The organism is Bacillus sp. AFS023182 (assembly GCF_002560575.1).
In the GTDB taxonomy this organism is placed as follows: Bacteria; Bacillota; Bacilli; order Bacillales; family Bacillaceae_G; genus Bacillus_A; species Bacillus_A arachidis.
On the sequence record NZ_NTRO01000020.1, the window covers coordinates 1 to 18,374 of the forward strand.

Below are 18,374 nucleotides of genomic sequence, written 5' to 3' on the forward strand. Positions count from 1 at the left end.
TGATACAGTTGAACCATTTGGTGTTTAAATTCTGCTGTAAAGGTTCTTCTTTCTCTTTTATTTTTCGTCATAGTAGATTCTCCTCTAATATATTAGTTGTAGTCTACTTGACCTTAATTTTTTTGTCTAGTTCAGTGTAGCCTATCCAAGTTATGTCAATGCTAACTACAGGTCTGAACGATTAGAAGGAAAAACTTTCTTAAAGTTTATTAATCAATGCACAAATGGTGACTTAGAAAAGATTGAATTACTGCAACAGTGCATGGGGTACTTGTTATCCTACTACACTACAGCCAAGAAATGGTTTGTATTTATTGGACAACCTAATACAGGTAAGAGTACATTACTTGACGTTATTACTGAGATAGTGGGGGGAGAGTATACTAGTGCAGTTTCGTTACATCAACTAAATCAAAGATTTATGACTGCAGAATTATTTAATGTAAGACTGAACATATCTGGGGAGTTAAATGAAGGTGAGCTGAAAGACATAGATGTATTAAAAAAAATCACTGGAAATGATGTATTAATGGGTGAAAGAAAAGGAAAAGATCCTTTCTTCTTTACTAATAAATGTAAGCTTCTGTTCGCTGGAAATCAAATGCCAAGTCTTCGTAAATTGGATAGTACAACAGCATTTATTGATCGAATTGTATTTGTGGTTTTTAACAACACTATTCCTAAACAGGAAAGAGATTATGGTTTGAAAGACAAACTGCTAAACGAAAGAGACTTTATTGTGAGATGGGCTATTGAGGGGGTTAAAAGATTGGTAAAGAATAATTTTGTTTTCCCAGATTGTGAGGACTCTATTCAATTTAAGAATCAATACGTAAAAGAAATAAATAACGTTTCCGAGTTTGTAAGGGATTTATGTGTGCTGGAACCATACGATAAAAATATAAGGGTTCATAAGAAAGATTTATTTAATGCCTATTTAAAGTACTGTAAAGATAATTGCTCAAAAGTGTTAAGTAAGTCTGAATTTTTTCAGGAAATCTGCAAATTAAATGTTGAACCTAAGAAGTTTAGATTGAACGGATCAAATCCTCTCGAAGGATATGAAGGCTTAGCCTTACTATCACAATTAAATATTAATGATAGAATCCCTGACAATCGATTGGAGTTTTGGAAGGAATAAAGCAACCTTTTCATTCTTGAATGCTAACGGGGGATAACTAAGCTATTGTGAGTCTGCTTATAAGCATCTTATCCCCTCAATGTATTAAAATAATAACCTTTGTATCATAGATTCATAATTTACATTAGTTACTTCTTCTTCTATTAAAATTGTATGTAGTAAGGCCATCTGATAAAGGTGGAAGGATTGTCTCTACAATGAGAAGAGGAAGAGTTCGATGCTTCACAAGAAAATGTTAATTTTACCATAAAAATACAATTAGGATACTTTTATATAAATTATACAAAGAATTTTAAAAATTTATCTACATTTTCTACATTTTAGATGAAAACCACATATTTTAAGGATTCAAAGAACTAATAAGTGTAGAATTTGCCTCGAAAAATTATCAACAAAAATTCTACAAGCACTACGGCAAGAAGATGGTACTAGTGGTTTTATGATGCTGGTAAATTTCTACTAGTCATTTATATATTATAAATCAAAGTAAGGGAAATTGTTATACAGAAAAGGAGTTAATACTACGAAACAGTTAGATCAATACCCGGAAGTATTAAATGTAAGTGACATTCAAAAAGTTTTAGGTATCGGTAGATGGTAGGAGCTACTTTTATTTGAAAAATATGTGAGGTGTGATCAGAATGAATAGGCAAACACTTAATGTTCAGGAAATAGCAAATTATATTGGAGTATCAAGGGATTTAATATATAAAATGGTTCGTACGAATGAAATTCCTTTTATCCGAATTGGAAAAAGGTTGCTTTTCAGAAAGGAAAGTATTGACAAATGGTTACTTAGCCAAGAATTGGGTAATTGTTAATTAGAGAATATGCAAGGAATTGAAAATGAATTTACAGAACTTTGTTTACTCTGATAAAAGAAATTTTAAAAATCTAAGTAACACAAAAGATATAAATGATAAAGGGCAGTATTCATGGAAGAAGTTCTTCCGTTATGCTGTCCTTTATACTAAATCAGAGTTTAAGTTTTTTTATTCGGGCAGGATGAAGGATTTAACAAGATTGCTAAATGTTTTGGGTTAAAATTCCTATGATTTGAAAAAGTTCGTTCAATTCATTTTGTAAATTTAATAGGGGATTTTGATAACTATTTGTATGTGAAAAAGTTCCAGAATACTGATGCTAAAAGGCTTTTTCTGTAAACGAAAATATGAGTATTTAGAAAAAATGTAGAGGAGGAAAACCCTAATATGGCAGGAAGCATAGAGAAGCGCGGGAAGGATTCATGGCGGCTTACCGTACCGTTAGGATATGATCAAAATGGGAAGCAAATTAAGAAAAGGAAAACAGTTAAAGCTTCAGGTATACGAGAAGCAAAGAAGCTTTTAACCCAGTTTGAAGCAGAAATTTTAGCAGGAGAGTATATAGATCCCCAAAACATACGGTTGGCAGATTTTATTCTGGAATGGCGATCTAAGTACGCTGTGGGAGAGCTTTCGCCCGCAACATTAGCAAGGTATGACCAAATCATTAAAGGAAGAATTCTCCCGGAGTTTGGTCATATGAAATTGGATAAAGTGAAGCCGTTACAAATTCTAGGCTTCTTAGAAAAGCTTAAACAAGACGGTGCAAGAGGAGATAGCAAATCAGGAGGGTTATCTTCAGGATCTATTCAATATCATCACCGAGTCTTAAAAAACATTTTTTCACGAGCTGTAGAATGGCAATTAATTAAAGATAACCCAGTAGCCGGTGTGAAAAAGCCGAAAGTGACACAAGCAAAGACAGAAGTGTACAACAAGCAAGACATTAAATTCCTCCTTATGGGATTAGAGAAAGAGTCTGTCATGTGGCAAATACTCATTAAGATGGCACTCACTACAGGAATGAGGAGGGGGGAACTACTAGGATTAGAATGGGAGCATATCGATTTAAGTGATGGTGTTGTATCAGTAGAGCAGACGCTCAATTATACAAAGGATAAGGGATATTTCATAAAAGAGCCGAAGACTAGGAATTCCGTAAGAAAGCTTTCCTTGCCCAAACCCTTATTGAACGAGTTAAAAAAGTATAGAATCGTATACTTGGAGAACCGTATGAAAATGGATGATATGTGGAAAGAAGGAGAGCATTTCTTTCTGTTCACAGCTATAGATGGCAAGCCGTTAAATCCAAGCAGCGTGTATACGTGGTGGGGAAGGTTTATCAAGAAAAATAATCTGCCTTATATCCGTTTTCATGATTTACGACATACGTCAGCTACACTGCTTATTAACGAAGGCGCTCATATGAAGACCATCAGTAATCGTTTAGGTCATGCAAGCATTAGTACGACAATGAATATATATGGCCATGCGCTTAAAGAAGCAGACCAAAAGGCTGCAGATATGTTTAATCATTTGTTTGATGAAGAAGAGAAAAAGGCATAATTCCTGACTTGAGGAGGGAAAAATTCTAAACTGTATCAGTTTTATTTGTTTGATTAAGCTCTAATTGATAGAGTTAAACCCCAAAATAAACCCCAACCATCTGTACTAGATAAAATCCAAATATCTGTTATAACGATAAAACCCTTGAAACACAAGTGGTTTCAAGGGTCTGTATTAATGATCCCGACTGGGTTCGAACCAGCGACCTCCACCCTGTCAAGGTGGCGCTCTCCCTGCTGAGCTACGGGATCATGATGAAAAAGTTTCTTTTTGATATATCTGATAATTCTGTTAGGTTGATTATACAAAATTAAGTGGCACCTTACAATAGTTTTTAACTACAATATTAAAAATGGAATTTGATAGAATACCACGCCTATATTTTATTGAAGGCACATTTTCATGTAGTTTAATAGTAAATAAGCGAATGATTTACTCATAAAGTTGAAGGGATTTTTCGCCTTTTATCAGATTGAGTAGTAGTTTTATCCTATAATGTGATTTGAAATTGATATAATTTAAAATAGGGGATAATTTGAAGGGGGGTGTCACTTTGTTTAGAAGGAGTGGAGAATGGACTGTTTTTGTTATGGGTGGGCTTGTTTTAAGTGGATTGATATTTGGTAGCATTATGTTTTTTACTAAAACAGATAAGGCAGAAATGAAAGCTGAGGAAACTGAGCAAATCGAAGAGGTAGATAAATCAAAAGATATTGGAATGAAGATAAGAGAAATGCATAGTGATTTAAATTCGATTACAGGTTGGGAAAGACATGAGAATTTTGAGAAGACGGATGCTCCAGCTTGGGAAGAGAATGAATCGGGATTCAAGTTAATTGATACCACTTTAATAGAAGCTGCTTCATTGTCTAAAGGCAATTTAAAGGAAGATTTAGAACGAGCTAGAATATTGCTTCGTATTTCAATTCAAAATCATGATACAACAGCTTTAGTATATGTTCACCGTATTTTACACGATCTTGATATCGGACAGAACAGATTGCAATCGAGAGATGTGTTTAACAGTGCGAAAGCTGGTGCTGGTGATGCTAGTGCGATACCTGCATATGATGATTATATTAAGCAACATAGCAAGTAAATATAAAATTTATATTTGTTTTGGTAGGATCTTCTTTTTACAATTTCGTGGAAATAGGGTATAACAGAAATAGAAAATAGATTTATAAATACATTATAGATTAAAGAGGTATATACAAATGGTAAGAAAATCTTTCAAGATGCGTGTACCCAGAAATAGAACGATTTCAATCAATGGTGCGATTCTTGATGTTGATGTCTCTCATGATGAGTTTTTAGATGAGTTTATTGAATGGATAGATTCAAAAGGGTGGTCTTTTATGGGAATGACCGATGAGATTACAGAAGAGGAAGCCGGGAATAATTTAATAGATTTATTGGCCGATGAGAAGGATAAGAAAGAATGAGTCCTTCTTATTTTTATTCGTATGATTATGTCTTTCTATGTAAAATTATGATATAGTGAACAATGGTAATTGAGTTTCCATTTTAATACCAATTTCATGTCGGATTGGTAGAATTAGTATATAAGGCAAAAGAAAATAGAAGAGGGAGAGTCATATGGTAAATTGTAAGAAAATTATGGTTTTTATGGTGGTGATGTGTGTCTTCTTTTTAACACCTATGACATTGTACGCCGAAACTGGTACTGGGGCGGTGCCGACACCAACACCAACACCGACACCTGGTCCGAATGTATTTGGTCAATTTGCAGTTTCAATTGATGCGAAAACAGGGGATGTTTTGTACGACAAAAATGCATATCAACGTGCATTTCCGGCAAGTATGACGAAAGTGTTGACGGCTATATTATTAATGGAGCATGCGAAGCCAGAGGATCAATTTACGTTTTCACAACTTACATTAGATCAGGAAAAGAGTAATTATCAACTTGAATTTCAAGTAGGTGAAACAATCGATCGTAATACAGCGCTAACAGTTTTAATGGTATTAAGTGCAAATGATGTTGCGTATGCGATTGGTGAACGGATTGGCGGAAGCATAGAAAACTTTTCGAAGATGATGAATGAGAAAGCGAAGCAGTTAGGGGCAAAGGATAGTCATTTTATAACGCCGAATGGCTTACATGATCCGAATCATTATACGACGGCATATGATATGGCAATGATCACAAGAGGGGCTCAGCAATATCCTGAAATTTTACAAGCTATGAATACGAAACGGACAACGGTTACTACGTCTAGACAAACGGTTTCTATTTTTAATAAAGCGAATTATTTTGAAAATCCACATAGTATTGGCGGAAAAACAGGTTTTACAAATGAAGCTCGCAATACGCTTGTATTATTAAATGAGAAAGATGGTAACCGTATTGTTAATGTTGTGATGGCATCACAAAAACCAGAAATTTACGAAGATATGCGTCAAATTGCGGATCATTCCTTTTCGCAATTTGCGAAGCAAATGGTGATAGATAAAAATAATTGGCATCAGAAGGCAACGTATTTAGATAAAGACATAGATTGTGAACTAGAACAAAGTGCGGAGTTTATGTTAAAGAAAGATGAAGGAAAAAATGTTAAAACTGTTTTTCGAACTACTCCTATTGAGAAAAGCACATTGTATCAAAATGGAATTCACCGTGGTGAAGTAGTTGGAACAGTTGATGTTACAAAAAATAATCAAACAATAGGCAGTATTAATGTTCTTTCTAAAGAAGATGTTACATTTGCAATGCCGAAAACAAATATAAAACCAGCTGAACCTAAGTATCCTTTTGGATGGATGATAGGTATTGGAGCTGGAATTATTAGTTTAATGATAATCGGTTTATATGTGGTAAGACGGACTAAAAAGAAAGCGGCTTCAGAAGTGAAATAGGCAATGATCAATTGCCTATTTTTTATTGTGTTTTTTGTTCGTTCATTATAGTATTAATTTAAGTTCTCTGTTAAGAACGGCTTAGGATATCCTAGTTTTTACGTACATATACATAATAAAGAGGAGGAGATACGGGTGAAACTAGTTTGGAAGATTATTAGTAACGTCATCTCATTTGTTTTATTTGCGTTGATGGTTTGCTTGGCGTTTGTTGTTATTTCATCCAAAGCAAGCGGCGGGGATCCGACTGTAATGGGATATCAATTTAAAACGGTACTATCTGGATCAATGGAACCAACATTTTTAACAGGATCAATTATTGCGATTGAACCAACGAAAGATGGATCTAAATATAAAAAAGGTGATGTAATTACTTTTAAAGAAGATGAGAAAAAAATTGTAACTCACCGTATTATTGGTGTGAAAAATGCAAATGGGAAAGTCATGTATGAAACAAAGGGTGACAATAATAATGGGCCAGATTTAAAACCAGTCTTAGCGGAAAATGTTATTGGAAAATATGCAGATATTACAGTTCCATATGTAGGATACTTGTTAAGTTATGCGAGTTCAAAAGCAGGAGCTGCCTTACTATTAATTATTCCAGGTGTATGTTTACTCATGTATTCTGTTATTACTATTTTCAGTGCAATTCGCAGCATTGATAATGAAAAGAAAAATAAATCTACAGATGTTGGACAATCCGTGTAATTCCGTTATTTTCTCTATTATAGAGATTATAAATATATAGATGTCATTGGGGGATATGGACATGACCTTAAAGAAAAAAATAGGAATGGGAATTACATCGGCAATTATGGGAGCTACCTTAATTGGAGTAGGAACATTTGCGTACTTTAGCGATAAAGAAGTCTCAAATAATACCTTTGCAGCTGGTACACTTGATTTAACTACAAATCCAACAGCAATTATTAATGTTAATAATCTTAAGCCTGGTGATACAATCGTACGTGATTTTGAATTGGTAAACAGCGGAACATTAGATATTGAAAAAGTCTTATTAAACTCGGAATATATTGTGAAAGATGTGAAAGGTGATAATACTGAAGATTTTGGTAATCATATTAAGGTAACCATCTTAAAGAATACCGATAAAGGTCATAATATTATAAAGGAAAAGAAACTATCTGAATTAGTTGGGAAACCATTAATAATAGTGAATAATGATGCACTTGCTGAAAAATTAGATGAAAAAGGTATTAAAGCTGGGAACAAAGACAAGTTTAAAGTGAAATTTGAGTTTGTGGATAATAAGAAAAATCAAAATCAATTCCAAGAGGATACACTTGAATTGAAATGGACATTTGATGCACAGCAAACAGCTGGTATAGAGAAGTAATCATAGGAGCAGGCTATCAGATTGATAGCCTGCTCCTACTATAGGTATTATTTTTGAACTAGTATACAAAAGTTATATATAACAAAAACAGGAAAATTTTCTATGATTTTCGGATTCTATTATTTATAATGAAAGTATGTTCTTTATAAAGAATCAGATACGAGTAATGGGAGAGGTTGGAATGCTAAAATCATCAAAAAAATTAAAAACGATGCTTATGTTTCCTTGTATGTGTTCAATAGTCTTCTATATGGGATCACAAGTAGTTACGTATACGGAGGCTGCTTTTGTAAATGAGACAAAAATACATTCTACTGTTTCAACTGCAATTGTATTTCCAAAAACGATTGATACTTTGGTGAAAAAAGCAGAGCAGCATGAGAGTTTGATTTTAAAGGTAGATGAAGGAATGAATAAGGAAATACACGCTGATTCTATAGAAATACTTGAACCAAAAGTGAAAGAGTTGAGAGAACAGCTTGAACAAGTAAAAGTCGAACGTGAAACGTTGCAACACATATATGCAGAAATAGAAGATTATTATAACCAATCAATAGAAAATGTAAAAGTAAATAATAGCGACTCAAGTAAGGAAGTACTTCAATATGTACAAGTTGGTTTTACGAAAGTAAAAAGTATGAAGGATAATGTTGATAAGAAAATATCGGTACCAAAAATAGAAGAATTTATTCTAACTCTGCAAAAGAAAATTGAGGATGAAAAAGTGAAACAGGTTTCTAACACGCCTGAAAAAGTAGAGCAAGAACAAGTTATACCTCCTTCTGAGCAAAAAGAGTTACAGAAACAAGAAGAAATAAAGCAACCATTAAAACCTAAACAAGAGCAAATCAATCAAAGCGAGCAAACGGAAGAAACTAATCGAGTATTACAACAACCTGAGGAGAAGAAAGAAGAAGTACCGCAACAAGATTCAGACACTTTACATGAAAATCACTAATTTTTTGGTTATACCTTCTACAGATATAGAGGTTAACATAAAAATGTAATTCAAGAGAAATGCGGAAGGAGGCAACAGGAACAGTAGGATTAACTTTATGTACAATATGAATTTGTAGACAATAAACAAGATGAAAGTGAATTCCAAGGTAATCAACTTCAGCTGAAATGGACTTTTGAAGCAGACAGAACAGAAGGGTCATAAAAATAATCGAATTGATAAAAAAAAGGTAGGTTTCTCCTGCCTTTTTCCATAGCAATTCGTGTTATATGAGGGATGCAGATGAATAAGAAGTGGATATTTATTATGAGTACATGTCTAATTTTAGTATTATTCATTGGTATTACAAAAAATATTGACCAAGTCTATGCGGAGGAGCGGCGAGAAATAGATATAAGCCTTGAACCAAAAGAAGTACTTTTTCATGTTTCGAATATGAAGCCAGGAGATTGGGCAAATCGAAGTATACGTATTAGTAATGATGGGACAAAGAAATTATCATATAGTATAAAGAGTGAGGTTTCGGAAGGGTCTACAAAACTGTATGAAGCTCTTAAGGTCACTGTAAAAGAGAAGCAAGAGGTGTTATACGAGGGGAGTCTAAAAGAACTTCAAAGTATGGAAAATCGTACATTAGTAGCTGATAGAACTGACGAGCTTATCTATACGATACATGTTCCTAAAGAATTAGGAAATGAGTATCAAGGGTTACAAACAATAGTGAAGTTCATTTTCTATGCGGAAGGACCAGAGGGAAATGGTGTAGGTACAGAAAATGAAACGGGAAGCAATCAAGCACAACCATCTACTAATAGTAACTGGCAGCTGCCGCGTACAGGCGTACAACAAAGCAGTATGGTCTTAATAGGTATTGGCTTAGTAGGGTGTGCGTTTTATTTTTATAAAAGATATATGCAAATGAAGTATGGGAAAAATTAAGTTTTGTAGATAACAAAATTAATATTATTTTATAGTTGCAATTATACCCCTATGTTCTTTATAATGAACTTATGGTAGCTTTTTAAAGAACAAGAGAATTCAAGGGGTATTGTACATACATTGGATATAGAAAGATAACAGTCATTCTATTAGTTATACCTCTTATCCTTATCCTTAAGAGATAACAATAAAAAATAGCTAGGGGGAATTTAAAGTGAGTTTAAAGAAAAAATTAGGTATGGGAATCGCTTCTGCAGCATTAGGATTATCTTTAATCGGTGGAGGAACATTTGCTTACTTTAGTGACAAAGAAGTATCGAACAATACATTTGCAGCTGGTACGTTAGACCTTACTTTGGACCCTAAAACAATTGTAGATATCAAAGACCTTAAACCAGGGGATACTGTTAAAAAAGAGTTCTTATTAAAGAACAGTGGTACATTAGCAATTAAAGATGTTAAATTAGCAACGAAATATGCAGTTGTAGATGCAAAAGGCGATAACGCTGGTGAAGATTTCGGTAAACATATTAAAGTAAAATTCCTTTGGAACTGGGATAAGCAAAGTGAGCCTGTATATGAAACAACTTTAGCGGATTTACAGAACGTAGATCCAGATGTTTTAGCAAAAGATATCTTTGCTCCAGAGTGGGCTGAAAAAGGCGGCTTAGAAGCTGGAACAGAAGACTACCTATGGGTACAATTTGAGTTTGTAGATAATGGTCAAGATCAAAATAAATTCCAAGGCGATGCATTAAACTTAGAATGGACATTCAATGCAAATCAAACAGAAGGCGAAGAGAAATAATAAATAACACCAAAAAAGCGGGGATTCCCCGCTTTTTTTCGCTTTTTTTATAAATAAAAAAAGAGTGCTCCCCAGTTTGCACTCCTTCGCGTATATGTTACTTCTGGTTTTTCTTCCATTTTGTAAACTCTAAAAATTCCCGGAATTGCTCTTTTGAGACACCGGAATTCATAGCTTCTTTGACGAGGTGTGTCCATTCCGAATCCAGTTGGTTTTCGGATGATGTTTCGTCATGAAGGAGTGTGTCCATTGGTACTTGCAGAACATTTGCGATTTTTTCAAGAAATTGAATGGAAGGGTTCTTTTGCAAATTACGTTCAATGGAACTAATATAAGACTTTGCCACACCTGCTTTTTCAGCAAGTTCTGTTAAAGAAATCCCTCTTTGCAACCGAAGGCGTTTTATACGTTCTCCTATCATCTTTGCGCACCTTTCTGTAAGTATGTAGTCGGCTTATGATGTCATTATTATAACACAAATTTCGTTAAAAAGAACGTTTCTACTACTCTGCTAGTTTCTGGTAGATTGGTTCATACGTTGGAAAAAGTGTTCGATATCTTGAATAGCGATTCCCGCATCTAAAGCTTCAAGCATTAAATCAATCCAATCCTGATCTAGCGTATCTGCCATTTCTTTGTACAAAGTGTATTCCTCCCTAATGTGTAATGAAGCAAAAAATAAACAATCTTTTAAGTACATTATAATATTTCGAAAAGTTAATTTGGTGAAAATAATGTTAATTTATTGTATATTTTGCAGGTGAAATTAATAAAAAGCTACTACTTTGTTATTCTATAAAGAAATTGTAATAGTTTTATCAAAAATTATCAATATCTTCAGAAATAACTGATATATTGAGAAATTTCTGTATGAAAAATATATGATTTTTACAAAAATATTACGAAAATTACAAAATAGAACAAAATTAAACAAAATATTGAAAAATTACTGAATTTTTATTATTATCTTAATATTGGTACATATTTTATTGGGGGAGGAAAATAGGGATGAAAAAGAAACCATTTAAAGTGTTATCGACACTTGCTGTAGCAGCTGTTCTTGGTTGCTCATTTGGAGCTGGTAGTCAATCTGTTTATGCAGAAACACCTGGAAAAGCAGCAGCTACAAGTCCAATTGATGATCATCTAATTCCAGAAGAGCGTTTAGCTGATGCTCTTAAAAAACGTGGAGTAATTGATTCATCCGCTTCTAAAGAAGAGACAAAGAAAGCTGTCGAAAAGTATGTAGAGAAAAAGAAGGGTGACAAACCTGGAAAAGAAGCAGCAACTGGGGATACTGTTACAAAAGAAGCATCTGATTTCCTGAAGAAAGTTAAAGATGCTAAGGCAGATACAAAAGAAAAGTTAGAAAATCCAGCAAATGGAAATGGTGCAGGGACAGGTCCAGTTAGAGGTACATTAAATGGTAAAGTACCAACGGCTCCTGCAAAAGCAAAAGAGTATAATGGGGAAGTTCGTAAGGATAAAGTACTTGTTTTGCTTGTAGAGTATGCTGATTTCAAACATAATAATATCGATAAAGAGCCTGGTTATATGTATTCTAGTGACTTTAACCAACAACATTATCAAAAAATGTTATTTGGTGACGAACCATTTAAATTAGAAGATGGGACAAGCATTGAAACATTTAAGAAATATTATGAGGAACAATCTGGCGGTAGTTATACAGTAGATGGAACAGTTACGAAATGGTTAACAGTTCCAGGTAAAGCAGCTGATTACGGTGCAGATGCTGGAGATGGTCATGATAATAAAGGACCATTAGGACCTCGTGACCTGATCAAAGATGCATTAAAAGCAGCGGTAGATAGCGGACTTGATTTATCAGAATTTGATCAATTTGATCAATATGATGTAAATGAAGACGGCAATAAAAATCAGCCAGATGGTTTGATTGACCACTTAATGGTTATCCACGCTGGTGTTGGACAAGAAGCTGGCGGCGGTAAATTAGGTGACGATGCAATTTGGTCACACCGCTGGACAGTTGGTCCAAAGCCATTCCAAATTGAGGGAACAAAGGCGAAAGTACCGTACTGGGGCGGTAAAATGGCAGCATTTGACTACACAATTGAACCAGAAGATGGAGCAGTTGGTGTATTCGCACATGAATATGGTCATGATTTAGGTCTTCCAGATGAATATGATACGAAATATTCTGGTGGGGGCGAGCCAATTCAATCATGGTCTATTATGAGTGGCGGTAGCTGGGCAGGTAACATTGCTGGAACAACGCCAACAAGTTTTTCTCCGCAAAACAAAGAGTTCTTCCAAAAAACAATTGGTGGAAACTGGGCGAATATTGTGGAATTAGATTATGATAAGTTAAACCGAGGAATTGGTTATGCAACATACTTAGATCAAAGTGTAACAAAAACGGATCGACCAGGCATGATTCGTGTTAATTTACCAGATAAAGATGTAAAAGGAATTGAGCCAGCATTTGGTAAGAAGTACTACTATAGTACAAAAGGTGATGATCTTCATACTACGTTAGAAACACCTTTATTTGATTTAACAAATGCAACAACTGCAAAGTTTGATTACAAATCATTATATGAAATCGAAACAGACTATGATTTCTTAGAAGTACATGCAGTAGCAGAAGATGGATCGAAAACATTAATCGATACAATTGGTAATAAAAATGTAAAAGGTGGAGCAGATACAACTCTTGGAAAATGGGTAGACAAATCTTATGATTTAAGCCAATTTAAAGGTAAGAAAGTGAAGCTTGTATTTGAATATGTTACTGATGGTGGTTTAGCATTAAATGGATTTACCCTTGATAATGCAAAATTAACAGTAGATGGTAATGTTGCATTCTCTGATGACGCAGAAGGCGATACTCAGTTTAAGTTAAATGGTTTTGTTGTTTCAAACGGAATTGAGAAGAAGGGCCATAACTATTATGTAGAGTGGAGAAACTACGCTGGTGCTGATGAAGCGTTAAAATATGCTCGCGGTCCAGTATATAACACAGGTATGGTTGTATGGTATGCAGATTCTAGCTATACAGATAACTGGGTTGGCGTGCATCCAGGATACGGATTCCTTGGTGTAGTTGACTCTCATCCTGAAGCAATTGCAGGAACTTTAAATGGTAAGCCAACATTTAAAGATAGCACACGTTATCAAATTGCTGATGCAGCGTTCTCTTTCGATCAAACACCAGCATGGAAAGTTGTATCACCAACTCGTGGAACATTTGAATACAATGGACTACCAGGTGTTGCAAAATTCGACGATTCTAAAGCTTATATTAATCAGCAAATTCCAGATGCAGGACGCATCTTACCAAAACTTGGCCTGAAATTTGAAGTAGTTGGCCAATCGGATGATAAATCTGCAGGTGCAGTTCGCTTATACCGTTAATTATGAAGAAGCTGTTGAAAGTTTTCCTTTCAACAGCTTTTTTCATGAGTAAATATATTTTAAATGAAATACAAACTCATATATAATGATACTTTAAGAAGTGTTTTTTAGGTGGCAGAGAGGCTACGGTCAAGCATAGAAGCGGTCAGTTCCTCTTTTAGCTCCATGCGAAGTGAAAACAGAGAGAGAAAATGAGTGTAGGTCACATGTTGAACAATCAAAATGAATGTATATAAACATAGAGGGAGGGATAGTAGATGGATATCACTTCTATTGTGAACGAGCAAAAGTCATATTTCTATAAAGGTCGCACAAGAAATATAGAAGAAAGAAAGAAACATTTACAAAAGTTATATGAAGGGATTCAACGTTTTGAGTCTGATATTTTTCAAGCGTTAAAATTGGATTTAAATAAATCAGATCATGAATCATTTACGACAGAGGTTGGATACGTATTAAAGGAGATTTCCTTTTTAATGAAACATCTTTCTTCATGGAGTAAGCCAAAGCGTGTGCGTACAGCACTTACACACGCTGGTTCGAAGGGGAAAGTCGTTCCAGAGCCCTACGGTGTTACCCTTGTAATGGCTCCGTGGAATTATCCATTTCAACTTGCAATTGCACCCCTTGTAGGAGCCTTAGCAGCTGGCAACACGGTTGTATTAAAGCCGTCAGAATTGACACCTAATGTTTCTAGTCTTCTTACAAATATGTTACAAGAGTTATTTCCAGCTGAACTTGTTATGGTTGTTGAAGGCGGTATTGAAGAGAGTACAGCACTGTTAAAAGAGCCGTTTGATTATATTTTCTTTACTGGTAGTGTAGGGGTTGGCAAGATTGTTATGGAAGCGGCAGCGAAAAGCTTGACACCTCTTACGTTAGAGCTTGGTGGGAAAAGCCCATGTATTGTGCATAATGATGCAAAATTAGAAATAGCGGCAAGGCGTATTGTTTGGGGGAAATTTTTGAATGCGGGACAAACATGTGTTGCGCCGGATTACATATATGTTCATTCTTCTATAAAAGAACAATTTATTGAAGCACTGCGAATGGAAATTAAAAATCAATATGGAGAAAAACCTCTCCAAAATGAAAATTACGTTCGGATTGTCAGTAAACGTCATTTTGAAAGGCTATGTTCTTTTTTACAAGATGGCAGTGTTGAAATTGGCGGGAAATACAATGAAGAAACTCTACATATAGAGCCAAGTGTTGTAACGAATATTACGTGGCAGGATTCTATTATGGAAGATGAAATTTTTGGTCCAATTTTGCCGATTATGGAGTATGAAAATATAGAAGATATCATTGGAAAAATTCAACGACAACCTAAATCATTAGCTTTATATGTATTTTCAGAGAGTAAAGAAATTCAAAAACAAATTACGCGTAATATTTCATATGGCGGTGGGTGTATAAATGACGTTGTGTATCACCTTGCTACGCCATATTTACCCTTTGGTGGCGTTGGAAGCAGTGGATTAGGAAGTTATCATGGGGAGCAAAGTTTTCGAACATTTTCGCACTATAAAAGCATTTTGTCTCAATCTACAGTATTTGATATGAAAATTCGTTACTCTTCTACAAAAAGTGCTTTAAAATTTATACGAAAGTTGTTAAAATGATGATGGTGTTTATCAGTAGGCGTAGCCGTATGATAAAAACCCCTTCTCGCTTGAAGGGGTTTTTCTGTTCGACATGTGTATCATGCGAAAATGAATCAAACATACTACATAAAGAATAGAAGAGGACGCTGTTAAATAATTATTTTTGTTTGGATCGAAACAAAAAAATCTATAGAAAACTAATATTTATTCATGAATATAAAAATTAAAAATTTGAGATAGATAGGACGGGAAAATGAAAAAGATTATTAAAGTTGAAGCAGTAGAAAAACATTTTGGAGATCAAGTGATTATTCCACCTCTTTCTTTAGACATTAAAGAAGGAGAATTTTTAACAATTCTTGGACCGAGTGGTTGTGGAAAAACAACGTTACTTCGTATGATTGCAGGTTTTGAAACTCCAACAAAAGGTAACCTTTTACTTGATGAAGAAAGAATCAATGACTTACCGCCTTATAAGCGTCATATGAACTTAGTGTTCCAGCATTATGCATTGTTTCCACATATGACGGTGGAGAAAAATATTTGTTTTGGTATGAAGATGCAAAAAGTATCAGCGGCAGAACAAAAAGAGCGTGCAGAAGAAGCGATGCGTTTAACGCAGTTACTTGAATTCCGTAATCGTAAGCCTGCTAAGCTTTCTGGTGGACAACAGCAGCGTGTTGCAATTGCAAGAGCAATCGTAAATAATCCGCGTGTATTATTACTAGATGAGCCACTTGGAGCACTTGATTTTAAGTTAAGAAAAGATTTACAACGTGAGTTGAAAAACTTACAGCGTAATTTAGGAATTACGTTTATATATGTAACGCACGATCAAGAAGAAGCAATGAGCATGAGTGATCGTATTGTCGTTATGAATAAAGGGCATATCGAGCAGATCGGAACGCCAAAGGAAATTTATAAAGCGCCAAAAACAATGTTTGTCGCGACATTCATTGGTGAAAATAATATTATAAAGAATGGGGAAAACTACGTAGCAGTTCGCCCTGAAAATGTGAAAATACGTTCGGTTGAAGAACCAATTTTAAAAGAATACCATCTTGGACATATTGAAGATATCGAGTTTGTTGGAAATATGGAGAAGCTTTATGTACGTGATGAAAAAACAGCAGAACTATTAATGGCATACCAAACTGCAGAGGGAGCAGCGCAGTGGAGTATTGGGGATAATGTATACGTAGGCTGGGAGCAAGAGGATGAGGTGACCTTAAATTGAAAAAAGGGAAACTACTCGCATTACCTACAGTTACATGGTTACTAATCTTCTTTTTAATTCCGCTTGTATTCGTATTAGCATTTGCGTTCTTGCAGCGCGGGGCATATGGAACAGTGGAGATGCAATTTACGTTAGATAATATATCTCGTGTGTTTGATCCCTTGTATATGAACACATTATGGGAAACAGTGAAAATTGCAGTGATCACAACAGTACTTTGCTTACTCATTGGCTACCCGTTTGCATATACAATTACAATTGTTGATCGTAAATATCGTTCGATTTTACTATTATTAGCAACGATTCCGTTCTGGATCAACTTTCTTGTGCGCTCGTATGCATGGATTGTTATTTTACGTTCACAAGGGCTTGTAAATACAGTATTACTAAAATTAGGCGTTATTAATGAGCCACTAAATTTACTGTATAATACACCATCTGTAGTATTAGGAATGGTATATTCTTTACTGCCATTTATGATTTTACCAGTGTACGCAGCAATTGAGCAGCTAGATAAACGTAAATTAGAAGCAGCATATGATTTAGGAGCAACACCGATGAAAGCGTTTTGGAATGTAACATTACCAATGACAATGTCAGGGGTTGCTACTGGTTCGATTTTAGTATTTGTTTCATCTATTGGAATGTTTGTTGTATCAGACGTTATGGGTGGATCAAAGGTAGCGTTAATCGGAAACGTTATTCAAAACCAATTCTTAGGTGCACGTGATTGGCCATTTGGATCAGCGTTATCCATTATTGTCGTTCTGTTCTCTGTTCTGTTAATTTACTTATATTATCGTGCAACGAAAGTATATAAATACGGAAACGGAGGGGAATAGACAAAGATGAAGAAGTTTTTAGTCTCTTATTCTTGGTTAATTTTATTGTTCTTGTATTTTCCAATGATGATTCTCATGGTATATTCTTTTAACGATTCTCGTATTAACGCGGAATGGGAAGGATTTACGTTCCATTGGTATACTGATTTATTTCAAAAGCAAGATGTTATTGATGCATTTGTAAATAGTATTACAATCGCGATTGTGACGACAATTGTGACAACGGTTCTTGGTGTGATTTTCGCTGTTGCATTACATCGTTATAAATATCGTTTTGAAGGGGCAATTAACGGTCTCGTATATTTACCAATTTTAATTCCTGATATTTTAATGGGATTATCTTTACTTATTTTATTTAGTCAACTTGGCATTGAACTTGGACAAGCAACCATTATTATTGCCCATATTACATTTAGTATTTCATTCGTTGTTGTCATTTTAGCAGCACGTCTTTCTGGAATGGGCCGCGATTTAGAAGAAGCAGCGAATGATTTAGGAGCAACTCCGTGGCAAACGTTTCGTTATATTACGCTTCCTGGAATTGCACCGGGTATTATTTCAGCGGCATTATTAACATTCACACTATCAATCGATGATTTTGTGATTAGTTTCTTCGTATCAGGTCCAGGATCAACAACATTGCCATTATACATTTATAGTATGGTGAAGCGCGGAATATCACCTGAAATTAATGCTCTTTCTACAATTTTAATTGTTGTAATTGTTGGATTAATGGTTGCATCAGAGATCTTCCGTAAAAAAGGTGCAGATGGTGAAGAAAACTCCGGAGGACATCTTCCGCTATAACATAGAGAA

At 34.8% G+C, this 18,374-nt stretch carries 17 protein-coding genes, 1 tRNA gene and 2 pseudogenes; 17 read left to right on the plus strand and 3 right to left on the minus strand.

Annotation, left to right across the window (positions count from 1 at the left end):
• Positions 1 to 196: 196 nt before the first annotated feature.
• From CN288_RS09005 to CN288_RS09020, 3 genes and pseudogenes are all read left to right on the plus strand, one after another.
• Positions 197 to 1,141: pseudogene (locus CN288_RS09005) on the plus strand (DNA primase family protein); the annotation flags it as partial.
• Positions 1,142 to 1,782: 641 nt separating this feature from the next.
• Positions 1,783 to 1,962, plus strand: a complete 180-nt coding sequence (locus CN288_RS09010; RefSeq protein WP_098302158.1) for a helix-turn-helix domain-containing protein — start codon at positions 1,783 to 1,785, stop codon at positions 1,960 to 1,962.
• 390 nt (positions 1,963 to 2,352) lie between these two features.
• Positions 2,353 to 3,531 (plus strand): tyrosine-type recombinase/integrase, encoded by a 1,179-nt coding sequence (locus tag CN288_RS09020; RefSeq protein WP_098302160.1) that lies wholly within the window; start codon positions 2,353 to 2,355, stop codon positions 3,529 to 3,531.
• 178 nt (positions 3,532 to 3,709) lie between these two features.
• On the opposite strand, the gene CN288_RS09025 is transcribed toward CN288_RS09020, so the two are convergent.
• A tRNA-Val gene (locus CN288_RS09025) sits at positions 3,710 to 3,782 on the minus strand.
• A gap of 302 nt (positions 3,783 to 4,084) precedes the next feature.
• On the opposite strand from CN288_RS09025, the gene CN288_RS09030 reads away from it, so the two are divergent.
• The 9 genes and pseudogenes from CN288_RS09030 (at position 4,085) to calY (ending at position 10,476) form a co-directional block, all read left to right on the plus strand.
• Entirely contained in the window at positions 4,085 to 4,630 is a 546-nt protein-coding gene (locus CN288_RS09030; RefSeq protein WP_098302161.1) for a hypothetical protein, read from the plus strand.
• A gap of 118 nt (positions 4,631 to 4,748) precedes the next feature.
• Positions 4,749 to 4,976, plus strand: a complete 228-nt coding sequence (locus CN288_RS09035) for a hypothetical protein (protein ID WP_026591414.1) — start codon at positions 4,749 to 4,751, stop codon at positions 4,974 to 4,976.
• A 154-nt stretch (positions 4,977 to 5,130) separates the two neighbouring features.
• Positions 5,131 to 6,411 carry a D-alanyl-D-alanine carboxypeptidase family protein gene (locus CN288_RS09040; protein WP_098302162.1) on the plus strand — a complete coding sequence of 427 codons (1,281 nt, stop codon included), beginning with the start codon at positions 5,131 to 5,133 and terminating at the stop codon, positions 6,409 to 6,411.
• Between the two features lie 135 nt (positions 6,412 to 6,546).
• Positions 6,547 to 7,122 (plus strand): signal peptidase I SipW, encoded by a 576-nt coding sequence (sipW, locus tag CN288_RS09045; protein WP_026591412.1) that lies wholly within the window; start codon positions 6,547 to 6,549, stop codon positions 7,120 to 7,122.
• 61 nt (positions 7,123 to 7,183) lie between these two features.
• On the plus strand, positions 7,184 to 7,771 hold the full coding sequence (locus CN288_RS09050; protein ID WP_098302163.1) for a TasA family protein: 588 nt from the start codon (positions 7,184 to 7,186) through the stop codon (positions 7,769 to 7,771).
• A gap of 181 nt (positions 7,772 to 7,952) precedes the next feature.
• A complete protein-coding gene (locus tag CN288_RS09055; RefSeq protein ID WP_035414754.1) occupies positions 7,953 to 8,729 on the plus strand; it encodes a DUF4047 domain-containing protein in 777 nt (258 codons plus the stop codon).
• Positions 8,730 to 8,834: 105 nt separating this feature from the next.
• Positions 8,835 to 8,933: pseudogene (locus CN288_RS09060) on the plus strand (TasA family protein); the annotation flags it as partial.
• A gap of 78 nt (positions 8,934 to 9,011) precedes the next feature.
• Complete coding sequence (locus CN288_RS09065) at positions 9,012 to 9,668, plus strand: TasA family protein (protein ID WP_098302164.1); 657 nt, start codon at positions 9,012 to 9,014, stop codon at positions 9,666 to 9,668.
• Positions 9,669 to 9,882: 214 nt separating this feature from the next.
• Positions 9,883 to 10,476, plus strand: a complete 594-nt coding sequence (gene calY, locus CN288_RS09070; protein WP_026591409.1) for a biofilm matrix protein CalY — start codon at positions 9,883 to 9,885, stop codon at positions 10,474 to 10,476.
• Between the two features lie 97 nt (positions 10,477 to 10,573).
• Here calY and CN288_RS09075 read toward each other — a convergent pair whose 3' ends face one another.
• Together CN288_RS09075 and CN288_RS09080 are read right to left on the minus strand one after the other, a co-directional pair.
• Complete coding sequence (locus tag CN288_RS09075) at positions 10,574 to 10,897, minus strand: helix-turn-helix domain-containing protein (RefSeq protein ID WP_026591408.1); 324 nt, start codon at positions 10,895 to 10,897, stop codon at positions 10,574 to 10,576.
• A gap of 90 nt (positions 10,898 to 10,987) precedes the next feature.
• Entirely contained in the window at positions 10,988 to 11,119 is a 132-nt protein-coding gene (locus tag CN288_RS09080; protein WP_026591407.1) for an anti-repressor SinI family protein, read from the minus strand.
• Positions 11,120 to 11,484: 365 nt separating this feature from the next.
• On the opposite strand from CN288_RS09080, the gene CN288_RS09085 reads away from it, so the two are divergent.
• The 5 genes from CN288_RS09085 to potC all read left to right on the plus strand — a co-directional run bounded on the left by CN288_RS09085 (position 11,485) and on the right by potC (position 18,365).
• Positions 11,485 to 13,872: an immune inhibitor A domain-containing protein gene (locus CN288_RS09085; RefSeq protein WP_098302165.1), complete on the plus strand. Its 2,388-nt coding sequence runs from the start codon at positions 11,485 to 11,487 to the stop codon at positions 13,870 to 13,872.
• A 257-nt stretch (positions 13,873 to 14,129) separates the two neighbouring features.
• Complete coding sequence (locus tag CN288_RS09090) at positions 14,130 to 15,497, plus strand: aldehyde dehydrogenase (RefSeq protein ID WP_098302166.1); 1,368 nt, start codon at positions 14,130 to 14,132, stop codon at positions 15,495 to 15,497.
• Positions 15,498 to 15,732: 235 nt separating this feature from the next.
• Positions 15,733 to 16,716 (plus strand): spermidine/putrescine ABC transporter ATP-binding protein PotA, encoded by a 984-nt coding sequence (gene potA, locus CN288_RS09095; RefSeq protein ID WP_098302167.1) that lies wholly within the window; start codon positions 15,733 to 15,735, stop codon positions 16,714 to 16,716.
• The gene (locus tag CN288_RS09100; protein WP_026591403.1) at positions 16,713 to 17,558 is read left to right on the plus strand and encodes an ABC transporter permease; all 846 of its coding nucleotides are present in this window, start codon (positions 16,713 to 16,715) and stop codon (positions 17,556 to 17,558) included. Before potA ends, CN288_RS09100 begins: the two co-directional genes overlap by 4 nt.
• Positions 17,559 to 17,564: 6 nt before the next feature.
• Positions 17,565 to 18,365, plus strand: coding sequence for a spermidine/putrescine ABC transporter permease PotC (gene potC / locus CN288_RS09105; RefSeq protein ID WP_026591402.1), 801 nt, complete (start codon positions 17,565 to 17,567; stop codon positions 18,363 to 18,365).
• The last annotated feature ends 9 nt before the right edge of the window (positions 18,366 to 18,374 follow it).